Annotated in this window: 8 protein-coding genes; 3 read left to right on the top strand and 5 right to left on the bottom strand. The window is 64.7% G+C overall.

All coding sequences use genetic code 11. The features are described from left to right. Nucleotides 1-74 precede the first annotated feature (74 nt). The 5 genes from AC07VH_RS00915 to AC07VH_RS00895 all read right to left on the bottom strand — a co-directional run bounded on the left by AC07VH_RS00915 (nucleotide 75) and on the right by AC07VH_RS00895 (nucleotide 11,715). Complete coding sequence (locus tag AC07VH_RS00915; RefSeq protein ID WP_494786445.1) at nucleotides 75-1,466, bottom strand: Gfo/Idh/MocA family protein; 1,392 nt, start codon at nucleotides 1,464-1,466, stop codon at nucleotides 75-77. Nucleotides 1,467-1,532: 66 nt separating this feature from the next. Next, the gene (locus tag AC07VH_RS00910; RefSeq protein ID WP_494786444.1) at nucleotides 1,533-4,574 is read right to left on the bottom strand and encodes a TonB-dependent receptor; all 3,042 of its coding nucleotides are present in this window, start codon (nucleotides 4,572-4,574) and stop codon (nucleotides 1,533-1,535) included. A gap of 489 nt (nucleotides 4,575-5,063) precedes the next feature. Beyond that, nucleotides 5,064-8,024, bottom strand: a complete 2,961-nt coding sequence (locus AC07VH_RS00905) for a TonB-dependent receptor plug domain-containing protein (RefSeq protein ID WP_489627589.1) — start codon at nucleotides 8,022-8,024, stop codon at nucleotides 5,064-5,066. Between the two features lie 98 nt (nucleotides 8,025-8,122). Next, a complete protein-coding gene (locus tag AC07VH_RS00900; RefSeq protein WP_494786443.1) occupies nucleotides 8,123-11,473 on the bottom strand; it encodes a TIM-barrel domain-containing protein in 3,351 nt (1,116 codons plus the stop codon). A 35-nt stretch (nucleotides 11,474-11,508) separates the two neighbouring features. Further along, nucleotides 11,509-11,715: a hypothetical protein gene (locus tag AC07VH_RS00895; protein WP_475414841.1), complete on the bottom strand. Its 207-nt coding sequence runs from the start codon at nucleotides 11,713-11,715 to the stop codon at nucleotides 11,509-11,511. Nucleotides 11,716-11,829: 114 nt separating this feature from the next. Between AC07VH_RS00895 and AC07VH_RS00890 the strand changes: the two genes are divergently transcribed. From AC07VH_RS00890 to AC07VH_RS00880, 3 genes are read left to right on the top strand one after another with little or no spacing between them, the layout of a single operon-like run. Continuing rightward, on the top strand, nucleotides 11,830-12,990 hold the full coding sequence (locus tag AC07VH_RS00890) for an AgaS family sugar isomerase (RefSeq protein WP_494786442.1): 1,161 nt from the start codon (nucleotides 11,830-11,832) through the stop codon (nucleotides 12,988-12,990). Next, nucleotides 12,977-13,930, top strand: coding sequence for an ROK family protein (locus AC07VH_RS00885; RefSeq protein WP_494786441.1), 954 nt, complete (start codon nucleotides 12,977-12,979; stop codon nucleotides 13,928-13,930). Before AC07VH_RS00890 ends, AC07VH_RS00885 begins: the two co-directional genes overlap by 14 nt. Further along, nucleotides 13,930-15,273 carry a D-tagatose-bisphosphate aldolase, class II, non-catalytic subunit gene (locus AC07VH_RS00880; RefSeq protein WP_494787098.1) on the top strand — a complete coding sequence of 448 codons (1,344 nt, stop codon included), beginning with the start codon at nucleotides 13,930-13,932 and terminating at the stop codon, nucleotides 15,271-15,273. Before AC07VH_RS00885 ends, AC07VH_RS00880 begins: the two co-directional genes overlap by 1 nt. Nucleotides 15,274-15,303: the final 30 nt, after the last annotated feature.

Genomic DNA, 15,303 nt, shown 5'->3' with positions numbered 1-15,303 from the left:
CGCCGCGGTTGAAAAACGGATGGGGAAAGAAAAAACCCGCTACGGCGGCAGGCGCGGTAGCGGGCGGATGGTGCTTAGTACTTGCCGTCGAGGGCGAAGATCGGCTTGCGCGACTTCCACTGCCCGCCCGTGAAGTCCGGGAAGTCCAGGGTCTGGAAGTTGGCGGCGATCGACTGCTCGGACAGCGGCGTGATGGCGCTCCAGGTGACGGCATCGTAGATATCGATCGGCATCGGTGCGTTGGCCTTCAATGCTTCGACAAAGGCGTGGATGACGAAGAAGTCCATGCCGCCGTGGCCCGCGCCCTCGGCTTGCGCCGCGTACTTGCGCCAGACGGGGTGTTCATACTTGTCCTGGTAAGCCTTGAATTCGTCCCACTGGTGCGGCTTGCTGACGCCCTCGATATGGATGGCACTGTTCAGGTCCATCCACAGGCCGTCCGTGCCTTGCACGCGGAAGCCCAGCGAATACGGGCGCGGCAGGCTGGTATCGTGCTGCAGGATGATGGTTTCGCCGTTCTCGCACGCCAGGGTGGTGGTGACCACGTCGCCCAGCTTGAATTTCACCTTGGCGTTCGCATGCTGCGCGCCGCCCGGCTGCTTGACGATATAGTCGTGCAAGCCGCGCGCCTTGGTGGCGAAGGCGTTGATGCGCGTAAAACGGTTGCCGCGGTTGATGTTGGTGTACATGGCGCAGGGGCCGATGCCATGGCTCGGATACAGTTCGCCGTTGCGCTCAACCGAGTGCTGCGTGCGCCAATGGGCTTCCGACCAGCCCTTCTCTCCGAATTCCACGCCGCCGCCATACGGCTTGGCCGGATTGCCGCTGTTGAATTTGACGGCGCGCAAATCATGCTGGTAGCCGCCCTGCAGATGCAGCAGTTCGCCGAACAGGCCCGCGCGCACCATCTGCAGCGCCGCCATCACGTCGCGGCGGTAGCACACGTTTTCCAGCAACATGTACGGCGTGCCCGTTTTCAGCTGGGTATTCAAGACGTCCCAGTGGTCTTGCAGGGTGATGCCGGCCACCACTTCGCAGCCGACGGCGATCTTCGCCTGCATGGCGGCGATCGCCATGGGCGCATGGAATTCCCATGGCGTGGCGATGATCACGCCATCGAGGCCGCCCGCGTCCAGCATGCGCTTGTAGGCTTTCTGGTCGCGGTCTTCGCCATAGGTGCGCGGCCGCGGCTTGCCGGCTTTGGCCACCTGGCCCAGCGCGTGCTTCAGCATGATCGGTTCGATATCGCACAGGGCCACCACCTCCACGTCGTCGCGGCGCACCAGTTCGGCCAGCAGCACCTGGCCGCGCATGCCCGTGCCGATCAGGCCCAGGCGGACCTTGTCGCGGCCGGCGGCAGGTGCGGCGTTGGCCTCGCCAGGCAGCAAGGCGCTGCCGGCCATGGCGCCACCGGCCAGCGCGGCGCTGGCGGACAGGAAATTGCGTCGATTGAATTGTGTCGTCATTGGTCTCTTCTCGCTTCCATTGGTAATGATCGTCGCTGGCCCGCCGCACGGCGGGCCGGTTGCAATTTAATAGGTGTATTCCGCCGTGAAGCGCACGGAACGCGGCGCCGTGCGGCCGGCCACCTGCAGATAGCTGCGGGCGATGGCGCCATGGTCTTCGCGCGTTTCGTTATAGCGGGTCACGGTCTGGCTGTTGAACACATTGAACACGTCCACTTTCAGGCTCAGGCCCTTGACGGCGCTGGGAGTATAGGCCAGATTCATGTCCAGCTGGGCTTGCCACGGCAGGCGGCCCTGGCTGCCGCGCGGCGCCGGCTTGCCATTGCAATAGAAGTAGGAATCGCCGTAGTCGTTCTCGAACTTCAGGTTGTCGGGCAGCGCGCCGATGCAGTTGCGCGGCGCGCCCGAGGTCAGCGACAGGTTGGCGCCGACCGTCACGTCCGGGATCACCTGCATGAAGCCGTAGGCCTTGAACGCATGGCGGTGGTCGCCCGGCAGGTAGCCATAGGCGTTGTACATCAGTTCCTTGTGGTCGTCGCTGACCGTCAGACCCACGTCGCCGCCGCCGATGCTGTCCGTCTGGCCTTCCATATTGCCCTTCAGCGCAGAAAGGGTGTAGGTCAGCTTGCCGTACCAGCCGTTCGTGTACGGGTGCTCGACGAACAGGTTCAGGGCGCGGTAGGTGCGCGACGGCAGCGGATTGCCCCACTCGGCCGCCGAAATGTCCACGCGGCGCAAGCCCTTGCCGTCGTCGAAGTCCACCATCAGGCTGTTGTCGCGGCCCGGGTTGATGATGGCGCACTGGAAGCCGCCCCAGTTGCTCGTGTCGACGCTGTTGCGCGTGGCCCAGGCTTGCAGCGGGCGCGCGTCGCAGACGTCATCGTTGGTGTCGTTCAGCTTGCGGTACAGGACGCTGGCGCCCACCACCAGCCTCTTGCTCAGGGCGCGTTCGAAACCGAGCGAGAATTCATCCTGCGACAGCGGCTTCAAGCCGATGGCCGTCACTTCGCGCGCATCGCGGCTCTGGCCATACGCATTGTTGGCCGAATACGGCTTGCTGATGGCGTGCAGGCCCGTCGGCGCGCCCGTGACGGGATCGACGCCAGTGTAGGTGTACATCTCGCTGGTGGCCAGGAAGGGGCTGGCCATGTTGCTCGACAAATTCGATGGCACCGGCAGGTGGTAGCGGCCGCCGTTGGCGAAGAATTTCAGGGTGCCGTCGCCCAGGTAATCCCAGGTGGCGCCCACGCGCGGGGCGATCATGTTGCGCTGCGAGATGAAGGCCACGCCGTCGGTGCTGTAGTTGGTGAACTGTTCGCGGCGCAGGCCCAGGTCCAGCAACACGCGTTCCGTGACCTGGTAGTGATCCTGGATGTATTGCGCCGATTGCACGCTGGTGGGACGGGCCAGGTTGGCGTTCAAGTCCTTGCTGACGTAGTAGCCCTGCGCGCCGTAGCCGCCGCCCTGGGCCGGCGTCTCAAACGCGCCGTTGATCGGGCGGTTCGGATCGGTCGCGCGCTGGTAGCTCCAGCGGTAGCCGCCGGCCAGGCTCAGGCCCACCTTCGATTCCACGTCGATGCGGTCGATGCCGCCGCGCAGCGAATGCTTGCCCAGCTTGTATTCGAGATCGAGTCGCTTGGCTTTCTGGCGGTCTTCCGACGACGGGTCGACCAGGGTGCCCGTCACCGTCTGCGGATTGGCATAGCTCAGGCCCGGCACCTGGGTCGATGCGTTCGACGACGTTTGCGCCAGCAGCGGATTGTAGCCATTCGGCGTGCGCGTGTGCGAGGTGCGCGATTCGCCCATCATGGCCGTCACGGTCAGGTTGTCCGTCAGGTAGCCCGTGTACTTGAAGATGTCGATGTTGGCGCCCGGAGCGGCCGACGAGCCGCAGCAGTTGACCGTCGTCTCGCCCTTGCCTGCCTGTACGCCGTTGCTCGCATGCGTGGCGTAGCTGTAGCCATACGCCTGGCTGTCCGTCTTCGTGCGGTCATACAGCTTGGTATATTCGAAGTGATGGTCGTCCGTCAGGTTGAAATCGAGCTTGGCCGTCATGCGGTCCACCTTGCTCTGGCTCGTGCTCCAGCCGCGCGCCAGGGCCGTGCCCGAGTCGGCGGTGGCGGCGACGGCCTGGCTGTCGGTGCGCGTCTGTTCCAGCGCCACGAAGGCGAACAGCTTGTTCTTGATCAGCGGACCGCTGCCGTACAGGCCCACCACCTTGCTGGTGCTGCCGTTGTCGCGGTTCCAGTACAGCAGATTGCCGTCCGTCTTGGGATTGGCGCCCGTGTTCGGGTAATACGTGTTTTCCGGCTCGCCTTTCAGCGAACGGGGAATGATGGAGACCTTGCCGCCGAATTCGACCTTGTTGCCGCCGCTCTTGGTGGTGATGTTGATCACGCCGCCCGTGGAGCGGCCAAACTCGGAACCGTAGCCGCCCGACAGCACCTGCAGGTTCGAGATCGCGCCAAACGGCAGTTCCGACGCGCCCACCTGGGTCAGGATGTTGGTGATGGGGAAACCGTTGACGTAGAACGCGTTTTCCGACTGGCCCGAGCCGCCGATCGACGGCGCATTGCCGTACACGCTGTTGGTGCCGCGCGACACGCCCGGCGTCAGCTGCACGATGGAGGCCACGTCATTGCCGACTGGCAGCGCTTTGAGTTCCTTGGCGGTGAAGATCACGCCATTGTTCGTGTTCGACACGTCGATCGGATTGCGCGACGCCTTCACGACGACGGTCTGCTCCTGGCCCACGGGGCCGGCCGCGCTGGCCGGGCCGAAGTTCGCTTCGGCGCCCGCGCCGATCAGGGCTTCGACTTCCTGCGACGCTTCCACCGAACCGGCACGCAGCACGCGCACCGCATAGCGGCCCGGTGGCATGGAGTTGGCCACATAGCGGCCCGACGTATCCGGCGTCAGCGTGCGCTGCACGCCCGTCGCCAGGTTTTCCAGCACCACGGTGGCGCCGGCGGGCGCGCTCACTTCGCCGAAGATGGTGCTGGTGGCGTTCGACTGTGCCCAGGCCTGGCCTGGCACGCCTGCCGCCAGGGCGATCACGATCGCGGCGGCGCGGCTGATGTCGCGCAATTTGAGTCGGGTGGTATGCATGTGTCTCTCCGTCTATATCGAGGGTTATACGCGCCCTCCCCGCTCCAGGGCGAAGCCGGGGGATGCAATTCTTATGGTGAGCGTCGGAAGGGAGAGCCAGGCAGCCGTCCCTTCCGGGAAACCAGTCCGTTTCGGCTGATTTTCGTTTTCTTGGGATTACTTTAAAAAGAAAAATAAGTATCGTCAACAAAAAGAAAGTTATAACGCAAATTTATTGCTAAACCAAGCAAATAAAGGCGTTTTTTCTTTCGATTCAATCAGCCGCGCGGCAGATAACTTTCGTTATCGTGGTGTGACAGATACACGCGCATGCAGACAGGTGACAGACAGCGGAGAATCCGTCCGATAATCCGGGAGAACAAGGCGAAAGAAGACAGGGCAATCATCTTTCGCTTACGTTTATCTTTCGTATTACGCATTTCGGAATATTGTTTTTTTCTTTTTATGACCATACCCCGGTCCGCTGGCAGACCGGGGCGGCATCAGCTGTTAAAAGAACTTGTAGCTGGCCGACAGGGCAAACTGGCGGCCGAACAGGTCCTGGCTATGGTTGTAGCCTTCCCAGCCGTTCGGGTCGTAGTACGGCTGCTTGTTGAACGCGTTCTTCACGTTCAGGCCGATGTCCAGGTGCTTGATCGGCTTCCAGCTGAAGGCCAGGTTGACCGTCGTGTACGACGGCGCGCCCTTGCACTGGCCGGCCGGCAGCGCCACCGAGGCGGCGGTGCAGTTTTCCGGCGTGTTGTCCTTGTCCCATGGACCATACGCCCAGCGCGTCTTGCCCGAATAGTTGATGAAGACGCTGCTGACGAAGTCGCGGTAGCTCCAGTCGGCGTTGACGGTGGCGCGGTAGCGCGGCGAATCGTAGTAGCCGACGGTATTGCCCTTGATGTCGCTGCCGTCCTCGCTGTCGTGGGTGTCGCGCTTGCGGATGGTGGCGGCGATGCCCGTGCTCAGCTTGCCCCAGTCGCCGAGCCCAAAGCGCGTGCGCGCATCGATGTCCACGCCATCCATCAGGGTGCGGCCGCGGTTCGAATACGAGTTGATCAAGCCGCCCAGGTTGCCCACGGAATACTTCGGCACGCCGCCCGCGCATACGCCCGCGTTGGCGGGATTGGCGCACATGGCCGCCACCGCCGCCATATTGCCCCGGTCCGTGTCCGTCAGGTCGTTGCGGATGGCGTTAGGCGCGCCGGCCAGGGTCGGGCCGTATTTGTCCACCAGTTCCGTAAACAGCTCGTTGAAGTCCTGGCGCACGATTTCGTCGCGGCGGTTGATGAACCAGTAATCGATGGAGATGCTCACGTCCTTGGCCGGTTGCAGCACCAGGCCCACGGTGGAAATCTTGGCCTTTTCCGGACGCAGGTTCTGGTTCGGCGGCGTCAGGCCGCCCACCGTCGTCGAGCAGTTCGAATTGAGCAGGCTCTTGCCCAGGTCCGCATCCGTCGCCACCCTGGACTTCATCAGGGCGCGCGCCATGGCATTCGTTTCATCGCAGCGCACCGTGTCGCGGATGCCGCCCACCTGGGCAAAGACGCCGCCCGAGCCCGATTCAGCCAGATTGGGCGCGCGGAAGCCTTCCGAATACGTCCCGCGCAGCATCAGGTCGGGCCGCGCGCGCCAGATCACGCCCAGCTTGGGCGCCAGGTTGGCGGAGAAATGCGGATATTTGTCCAGGCGCGCGGCCGCGTTGACTTCCAGGGTGTCGCTGAGCGGCACCACCACTTCGCCAAACACGGCCGCGATGGTGCGCTTGCCATCGAACCAGGAACCGCCCTGCTGCGTGATCAGGCCATTGGCCGCATCCGCGTTGCCGGGCGTAAGAAAACTCTCGCGCATGACGTTGGTGCCCACGGCGGCGCGCACTTCGCGCTCGCCCAGCTTGAATAAAGTGCCTTCCAGCTTCGCGTCCCACGTCATCAATTTGGTCCAGGATTCGATGGCGAAGGTCGGATAGGCGGCGCGCAGCAGCGCCGCGTTGGCTTCGCTGATTTCGCCGAACTTGTAGGCGGGATTGTCCGAGATATACGTGCGGCCGCTGACGGGATCTTTCGTGAACGGGCCGAACGCCTGCTTGAAGCCATTGATGTTCAGGTTGGCCGTCTGGAACAGGGTGGAATGGCTGCCCGCCACGCTGAGCGCCGTTTCGAAATCCCAGCCGCCGCCGATGCCGCCGCGCAGGCCGACGAGCGCGCGGTAGTTTTCATCGACGTTTTTCTGGCCGAAGTGGCCCTGCGCATCCTGCAGCAGGTAGTTCAAGCCGGCGGCGCCGCCCATCTTGGCCAGCATATCGGCATCGAGCTTGCCCTTCAGGTAGACGTTGTTCGGACTCAGGAAAGGCGTGGCGAAGGTGTTCAGGGTATTGCCCGTGTTGCGCGCGAACCAGTTGTTCGTGCTGCCGCTGTTGAAGCTGGACGGGCCATTCTCGCCGCGCATCTTGATGTGGGTGAAGGCTCCTTCCGCGAACGCTTCCATGTCGTTGCCCAGTTTCAGCCGGCCGCTCAGGTAGGCCGTGGCGCGCTCCGAGGTGGGGCCCGTGTCAAGCTGGTTGGGCAGCGCATTCCACACGCAGCGCGTGCCCGACGCTTCGGTGATGCTGGTGCTGCAGCCGGGCGCGGCGCGCTGCGTGCGGGCATTGTTGTTGGCCTTGTCGAAGACAAAGAAGGTCCCCGGATTCATCACGCCCGGTTCGCTGCCCACGCCCACGCGCATGTTCGGGATGAAATTGGGATTGTTCACATAGAAATACGAGGGACGCTTCTGCCAGGTGTCGGCCAGCGCGATGCGGTCGCGCTGGTAGACGTTGACGGAACCGTAGACGTTGTAGCCGTCGCTGGCCAGGTCGCCCACGCCATACAGCACGCTGGCCTGGCGTTCGCCGTACGCTTTCACGCTGGGCGAAAATTCGCCATTGGCGCGCGCTTCCAGGCCCTGATACGACTTCTTGGTGATCACGTTGATGACGCCGGCGACGGCATCGGAGCCATACACGGCCGACGCGCCATCCGTCAAAATCTCCATGCGCTCGATGGCGGCGGCGGGAATGGCGTCGATATTGACGAACATGGTCTGGAAGCCGGCCGGGGCGCCGTAGAACGACAGGCGGCGGCCATTGAGCAGCACCAGCGTGCCCTGCGCGCCCATGCCGCGCAAGTTCGCCTGCGAGCCGCCGTCGGAGCCGGTGAACATCGAACGGAAATCCTGCTGCGCAGGACGGGCGGCAGGCAGGTTGTCCAGCACCTGCAGCAAGGTGAGCGCGCCCATGTTTTCGATCTGCTTGGCGTTGATCACCTGCACGGGCGACGCCGTTTCCGCGTTGATGCGCTTCAGGCTGGAACCCGTCACTTCGACGCGCGCCAGTTTTTCCTCCTCCGCTGCCAGCGCCGTCGACGCCAGCGCAGTTGAGCCCAATCCTACCGCCACCATGGCGGCCATCAGTTTTTTCAAGTGCATTCCCATCTCCCTTTTATAAGTGATTTGTTTTCGTCAGGCTGCAAGAGCCCCTCCCCGGTCCGAAGAGGGGCTCGTTGTTAGTGAAATGATTGAAGTAGTTAGCGCGGCTTGACCGTCGCGCCTTGCGTGCCGGTCAGTACGGCGTTGGCCCAGTTGCCGCAGACCTGGGCCGGGTGGGCGCCGCGCGCGCCCAGGGTGCGCAAACTGAGCTGGCTCAGGCCGCGCACGTCGATTTCGGGCTTGACCACCCCGGGAGCCGTGACCAGGCCGCTGTCGTACAGCAGCCGCTCACCGCTCCAGACCTGGAATTGCAAGCCGCCCGCGCTGCGGCAGCTATCGTCCACGCCCAGGTCGGCGCGCAGCAGATTCCAGTTGCCCGTCAGCTGCAAGTCGATGCGGCTGGCAGGTCCCACGCCGAGGCCCTTGCGGAACCACAGCCCGTTCATGCGCATCTCGGCGGCCTTGCCGGCCGGCCGGTCTTTCGCGACAGTCTTCGGCAGCGCCAGGTCCGACAGATAGCGCTGCACCTCTTCTCCTTCGGCCACGCGGTGTTCGAGCACGCGGAATTCGGACAAGGTCACGGGCGCCACGTCGGTCGCCAGCGCCGCGTCGAACGCGCGTGCCACCGGCCCGGCCTGCGCCGCCGTCACCATCGGGTCGGTGGACGCCGCGCCGTCGCCTTCCGGATTTTGCGTGCTCATGACGCGGAAGCGCAGCAAACGCCCTGCCGTGGCGGGGAAATTGATCGTCTGCACGCCCTGTTCCAGCTTGAGGGTGCCCCGCTGCAGCGCCGCGCCCCAGTCGCCGTTGTTGTCGCCGACGTAGATTTCGTAATCCCGCACCTGGCCATGCTTCCAGTGCTGGTCGTTGCGCGGCGCCAGTTCGATACCATCGACCAGGCGCCGTTCCGTAAAGCCGATCACCCATTCATGGGGACCGCTTTTCACGGACGGGCTGCGCACGGTGCGGAACCACGTCTCGGGCTTGCCGTCGAAGGCGTTTTCCAGCGGATAGCCGCTTTCTTCCGCCGGACGCGCCACCACCTGCATGGCGTCGGCCGGCAAGGCGCGGCCCGGCACGGGAGCGGCGGGGAAATCGGCATCGCTTCTCGCCACGGCCTGCGCACCGGCCACCTGCAAGGCCAGGGACTGGCGGATATCCTGCGCCGCCACTTTCACGTGCAAGGTGCCTTGCCTGTCTGCCGCGTCGAAATACCAGCCTTCGACCGCCTTGTCGTAGGCGGCACGATCGGCGGACGCCGCGAGCAGGCGTTCGCCCGCCCTGACGGCTGCCGGTCGCTGGCCCGCCAGCATGCGCAGCGCATAGCCGCGGCGCGCTTCCTGGCCCTGGTACTTGCCCTCAACGGCACCGATGTCGACCTGCACGTCGGCGCCCGTCTGGCGCATGCGGATGATTTGCTGGCTGAAGGCGCCGCCCTGGTACTGGCGCGTGTTGCCATCGTCTTCATACAAGGTGTACTGGGAATCGCCGTGCGGGTAGATATCGAGCGTCAGCTGGTCCTTCGGCTTCTGGCCGTCGTACAGCATTTCCGGATACATGGGCAGGATGGCGCCGGCGCGCACGAACACGGGCAGCTTGTCCAGGGTGACCTGGAGATCGAGGTCGCGCCCTTTCGCGTCCGCCGTGGCCTGGCGGCCATCCCAGTAGTCATACCACGTACCCTGCGGCAGATGGATGCCCTTGCACCAGCCGCCGCTGACGGCCTGGCTGCGGTAGACGGGCGCCACCAGCACGTCGCGGCCCAGCAGGAATTGATACTTATACGCTTCCGTGTAGGCGGCCGGGTCTTGCGGATAATCCCACATCAGGCCCCGCACCAGCGGCGCGCCCGATTGCTCCGCTTCGCGCACCAGCGTGTACATGTACGGCGTCAAACGCATCTTGAGCTTCAGATAGCGGCGGTTGATGTCGCGGTACGGCTGCTCGAACCACCACGGATGCTTGCGCTCGGCCGCGGCCCAGCCGGACATGCCCATCAGGACGGGCGTAAAGCTTTTCCACTGCAAATCGCGCAGATAGGTTTCCGGGCTGCCGCCGAAGATGGCGTCGACGTCGCCCGAGGCATACGCCTGGCCGGAAAGACCTGAGCCGATCAGGGTCGGAATGTGCCAGCGGATGTAGTCCCAGCTGGCGCTCTGGTCGCCCGTCCACGCCACGGCGTAGCGCTGGATGCCGGCCCAGCCCATCACCGTCCACAAAAACGGGCGGCTGTCGGAGTTGTTCAGGATGCCGTCATAGGCGGACTTGTTCGCATCCATGGCAAATTGATATCCCTTGCCCGTCCACGCCACGTCCAGCTTTTGCACGCGGCTGCCCGCCTGCCCCACTTCCCAGGCGATCTTGTCGACGCCGTTTTCCGTCCACAGGCCCGTGCGGAAGCCATAGCCGGCCAGGCCCTTCACCGTGTCCGGCAAGTTCGTGTAGCCGCAGCCATAGCCGTCGTTGGGCAGGATCCAGCCGCCCGGCATGTCGTGCTCGCGGTACTGGCGCGCCACGCTTTCCACCACGTCCGGCGTCTTGCCCGTGGGGCCGTCGCTCCAGCCTTTCGGCACGGAACCGGGCTTTTTCACGTTGTCGCCATCGTTGTAGCAATCGGCGTCGCCGTATTCCAGCGCCCAGCGGGGCAGCATGCGGGCGCGGCCCGTCACCTCCGTGTAGCGGGCGACGACGTCGCGCAAGTCCTTGCCGACGAAGAAATACGCATCGAAGCGCCCTTCCGCGTGCTGCAGCGAGATCTGTTCCTTGTCGCGCAAGTCATAATTGCCGTCGGACCAGGTATTGCGCAGCACGCCCCAGCCCCGTGAACTCATGAGGAATGGCGCGGGATTCGGCCGGTCGCCCTCTTCCCAGCCGCCCGAATACGACACGGGCACCTGCTTGCCCTTGAATTCGAAGCGGCCATTCTGCTGCCCGCCGCCGAAGTAACGCTCGCCCGGCAAGCTCGATAGCACCTGCACGCCCTGCTTGTCGTCGAGCGACAGCGGCTGCACCTCGCGCCACAGCGGCACCGCATCGCCCTTGCGGTACAAGGTAAAACGCAAGGGTTTGCGGTCGATGCGCAGGCTCAGGCTTTCGGTGCGGATCACGATATGCTCCGGCTGTTCATCGATCTGGTATGCCACCTGCGCGGCAGGCTGGCCCACGACGATGGGCGCGGCCTTGTCGCCGGGGCCCGTCAAGCCCCCCTTGCCGCCCGCCTGGATGCGCAGCACGTCCGCCTGCGGCAGGCTGATACGCAGCTGCACGCCCGTGTCGCTGCGCAGATCCCAGCCCAGCGCCTCGCCCTTGGCCACGTCGGCAGCACGCACCGCACTCAAGCTTGTCAGATTGCCGATAGGCGCGGCCTGCAGGCCCGGCGCTCCCAGGGTGGCGAGGGCGGCGAGGACGCAGGCGGCAAGGGCGCGACGGGGAAGCGGGAGAGGTTTCATCTGCTGGCTTTCAGAATTGATTCAATGAAATTACTTTAAGAAGAAAAATAAATATCGTCAACAAAAAGAAAGTTAAAGCGGCAATTTATTAATAAAATGCCCAGAATTGGCGCGTTTTTCTTACGTTTCACCAAAATGTCACAAAACATACTTTCGTTATCGTCGCATTTCAGCGACAGGCGGCGGCAGGACTGGGTTTCATGCGGCACCGCAACACGAATGCGGTCCAGGAAAACACCCATACGACGCCATTATTTCGCAAGCCGCACAACAATTTACTTTCGTTTTACTTTCGTATTTGACTTTTCGAAATTTAGTATTTATGCTTTCTCCAACAAACACTTTACTGACCTCTCATGACTACCCTTCTTCAGCGTGACATTCAAACCTGGCGCGACATCGGCGGCCTGCACACGGCCGAGGAAATCGCCCACCAGCCCGCCATCTGGCGCGCGCTGGCCGGCATTTTGCGCAAGGAGCAAGCCGGCCTGGCCGCCTTCCTGGGCGATGCGCTGTCCAATCCTCTGCAGCGCGTGATCCTGACGGGCGCCGGCAGCTCGGCCTATGTGGGCGAAATCGTCGTCGACACCCTGAACGCCGCCTGGCCCGCGCAGATCCGCGCCATCGCCACCACCACCCTGCTGACGCATCATGAGCTGTACCTGGAAGCGGATGCACCCACCTTGCTCGTGTCGTTTGCCCGCAGCGGCGACAGCCCGGAAAGCCTGGCGGCCGTGGAACTGCTGCGCCAGGTCGTGCCCGGCGCGCGCTTCCTGAACATCACCTGCAACGCGGACGGCAAGCTGGCGCGCCAGGGCGCCAACGACGACCATACCTATAACCTGCTGATGCCGGAAGGCAGCTGCGACCGCGGCTTCGCCATGACCAGCAGCTTCAGCAGCATGCTGCTGGCGGCCCTGTCGGTGCTGGGCAAGGACGTCGACGTGGCGCGCCTCGAGACCCTGGCGCAGCTGGGCGAAGACGCCCTGCGCGACTGGTCGGCCCCCGTGGCGGAGCTGGGCTCGCAGCCGGTGCAGCGCGTGGTCTACCTGGGCAGCGGCCCGCTGGAAGCGCTGGCCAAGGAAGCGGCATTGAAAATCCTGGAGTTGACGGGCGGCCGCGTGATGGCGATGGCGAATACCCCGCTGGGTTTCCGCCACGGCCCGAAATCGGCCGTCACCACGGAGTCCTTGGTGGTCCTGCTGCGCAGCAGCAAGCCCCTGGCGCGCCAGTACGAAGACGATCTACTGAAAGAACTGCAGCGCGACAGCGTGGCGCAGACGTGCCTGACGGTCGGCATCGGCGGCGACTTATCTGCCAACTTGGCGGCCGACTTATCTGCCGACTTAGCGGCCTGGCCCGACGCCTGGCTGGCGCCGCTGTGGCTGCTGATGGCGCAGCAATATGCGCTGCACCAGTCCGCGCTGCTGCAACTGCGCCCCGACAATCCATTCGCCGGCGGCATCGTCAACCGTGTCGTGCAGGGCGTCACCATCTATGGCCATGACCAATTCTAATTCCATCCAGGGCTTTCACGGCATCGACATCGGCGGCAGCAAGATGGAGCTGGTCGCGTTTGCCGACCGCGACGGCGCGCTGACCGAGGTATTCCGCGAGCGCGTGGCCACGCCGGGCGACGATTTCAGCGCCTTCGTGCAAGCGATCGTCGGCCTGGTGGCGCGCGGCGACGCGGCCCTGGGCACGACGGCGCCTGTCGGCATCGGCTTGCCCGGCGTGATCGACAGCGCCAGCGGGCGCCAGCTCAGTTCCAACGTGCCGGCCCTGAACGGCCGCCTGGTGGCGCAAACCCTGCAGCAAGCCTTGCAGCGCCCTGTCGCCATCGGCAACGATTGCCAGTGTTTCGCCCTGTCCGAGGCGCAGGGCGGCGCGGCCGACCATGCCGCCAGCATGTTCGGCGCCATCCTCGGCACGGGCGCCGGCGGCGGCTATTGCGTGGGTGGCCAGCTGCTGCGCGGCTTTAACGGCGTGGCCGGCGAATGGGGCCACTGGAGCCTGCCGGCCACCCTGCTGGCGCAGCATGGCCTGATCGACTATTCCTGCCCGTGCGGCAAGGCGGGCTGCCTGGAGCGCTACGTTTCCGGCCCCGCCATGAGCAAACTCCATGCGCACTTTGGCGGCGACGGCGCCGAACCGCTGGCCATCGTGGCCCGCGCCAACATGGGCGACGCCGTGGCCGAACGCACGGTGGCCGTGCACCTCGACTTGCTGGGCCACGCCCTGGCCGGCCTGGTGCTGGCCTACGACCCGCACGTCATCGTGCTCGGCGGCGGCCTGTCCAAATTGCCGCACCTGTACGACAAGCTGCCGGCCGCCGTGAAGCGCCACCTGTTCCCCGGCGTGCACGTGCCGCCCATCCTGCCGCCCCGCTTTGGCGACGCCGGCGGCGCGCGCGGCGCGGCCCTTTTGATACGACAACATATAAAGGCGTCAACATGATGAAGCAAGCGGAAAACCCGAGTTTTACCCTGTCGCCCATCCAGCAAGTGATCAAGGCGCACCGCCGCGGCGAGCGCGTGGGCCTGTACGCCGTCTGCTGCAGCCACCAGAGCGTGCTGCGCGCCGCCATGCGCGTGGCCAGCGAGTACGACACCGTGCTGCTGGTCGAAGCGACATCGAACCAGGTCGACCAGTTCGGCGGCTACACGGGCATGACACCAAACGTTTTCCGCGACACCATGCTGGCAATGGCCCGGGAACAGGGCTTCCCCGCCAGCCGCCTGGTGCTGGGCGGCGACCACCTGGGTCCGAACGCCTGGCAGCACCTCGGTGCGGCCACCGCCATGGACCACGCCGAAACGCTGATCGCCGCGTATGCGTCGGCCGGCTTCCATAAAATCCACCTCGATTGCAGCATGCGCTGTGCCGACGACCCCTTGCTGCTCGACGATGAAACCGTGGCCGCCCGTTCGGCGCGCCTGTGCATCGTCGCCGAAGCGGCGGCCGCCGCGGCCGGCTTCGCGCCGCCCGTCTACGTGATCGGCACGGAAGTGCCGATTCCCGGCGGCGAAGCGTCCTTGGCGCAGGCCGGCGCCGTCACCAGCCCGCAAGCGGCGCGCCGCACCCTCGACGTGCACCGCCGCGCCTTCATGGAGAACGAGCTGCATGGCGCGTGGCGCCGCGTGATCGCCATGGTGGTGCAGCCGGGCGTCGATTTCGACCAGAGCAGCATCCAGCACTACGATGCGGATGCCGCCGCCGAGCTGTCGGCCTTTGTCGCCGAGCAGCCCGGCCTCGTGTTCGAAGCCCACTCGACCGACTACCAGCGCGAATCCGCCCTGCACGCCATGGTGCGCGACCATTTCGCCATCCTGAAAGTGGGCCCGGCCGCCACCTTCGCCCTGCGCGAAGCGCTGTTCGCGCTGTGCCAGATCGAGGAAGAACTGTTGCCGGCGCACGCCACCTCGCAGCTGATGCAGGTGCTCGACGATGTGATGCTGGCCAAGCCGAAGAACTGGATCAAGCATTACCTGGGCACGCCGGAAGAACAGCGGCTGATGCGCCGCTACGGCTTGAGCGACCGTTGCCGCTATTACTGGGGCGAGCCGGAAGTGGCGGCCGCTGTCGGCAAGCTGCTGGCCAACCTGGACACCGTGGCTATTCCGCTGCCGCTGCTGAGCCAGCATTTGCCGGAACAGTATCTGGCGGTGGTGCAGGGCAGCCTGCCAGCGCAGGCGCCGGCCCTGATCGAGCACAAGATCGGCAGCTTGCTGGCGCAATATGCGCGCGCCTGCAACCGCAATGCGGCAGTGGCCGTCATTGCCGAAGCGGCAATCTGTTAAGCTCGGTATTTTCATTTTTTACTGAGCCCG

Source organism: Janthinobacterium sp. GW821-FHT03C10 (assembly GCF_059420865.1).
This window is presented reverse-complemented; position numbering and strand designations above follow the sequence as displayed.

What these genes read in the sequence shown, in the direction of transcription:
- AC07VH_RS00880 (WP_494787098.1), top strand. Translation starts at nt 13,930, where the DNA reads ATGAAGCAAGCGGAAAACCCGAGTTTTACCCTGTCGCCCATCCAGCAA.
- AC07VH_RS00900 (WP_494786443.1), bottom strand. Translation starts at nt 11,473, where the DNA reads ATGAAACCTCTCCCGCTTCCCCGTCGCGCCCTTGCCGCCTGCGTCCTC.
- AC07VH_RS00895 (WP_475414841.1), bottom strand. Translation starts at nt 11,715, where the DNA reads ATGGGTGTTTTCCTGGACCGCATTCGTGTTGCGGTGCCGCATGAAACC.
- AC07VH_RS00885 (WP_494786441.1), top strand. Translation starts at nt 12,977, where the DNA reads ATGACCAATTCTAATTCCATCCAGGGCTTTCACGGCATCGACATCGGC.
- AC07VH_RS00915 (WP_494786445.1), bottom strand. Translation starts at nt 1,466, where the DNA reads ATGACGACACAATTCAATCGACGCAATTTCCTGTCCGCCAGCGCCGCG.
- AC07VH_RS00905 (WP_489627589.1), bottom strand. Translation starts at nt 8,024, where the DNA reads ATGCACTTGAAAAAACTGATGGCCGCCATGGTGGCGGTAGGATTGGGC.
- AC07VH_RS00910 (WP_494786444.1), bottom strand. Translation starts at nt 4,574, where the DNA reads ATGCATACCACCCGACTCAAATTGCGCGACATCAGCCGCGCCGCCGCG.
- AC07VH_RS00890 (WP_494786442.1), top strand. Translation starts at nt 11,830, where the DNA reads ATGACTACCCTTCTTCAGCGTGACATTCAAACCTGGCGCGACATCGGC.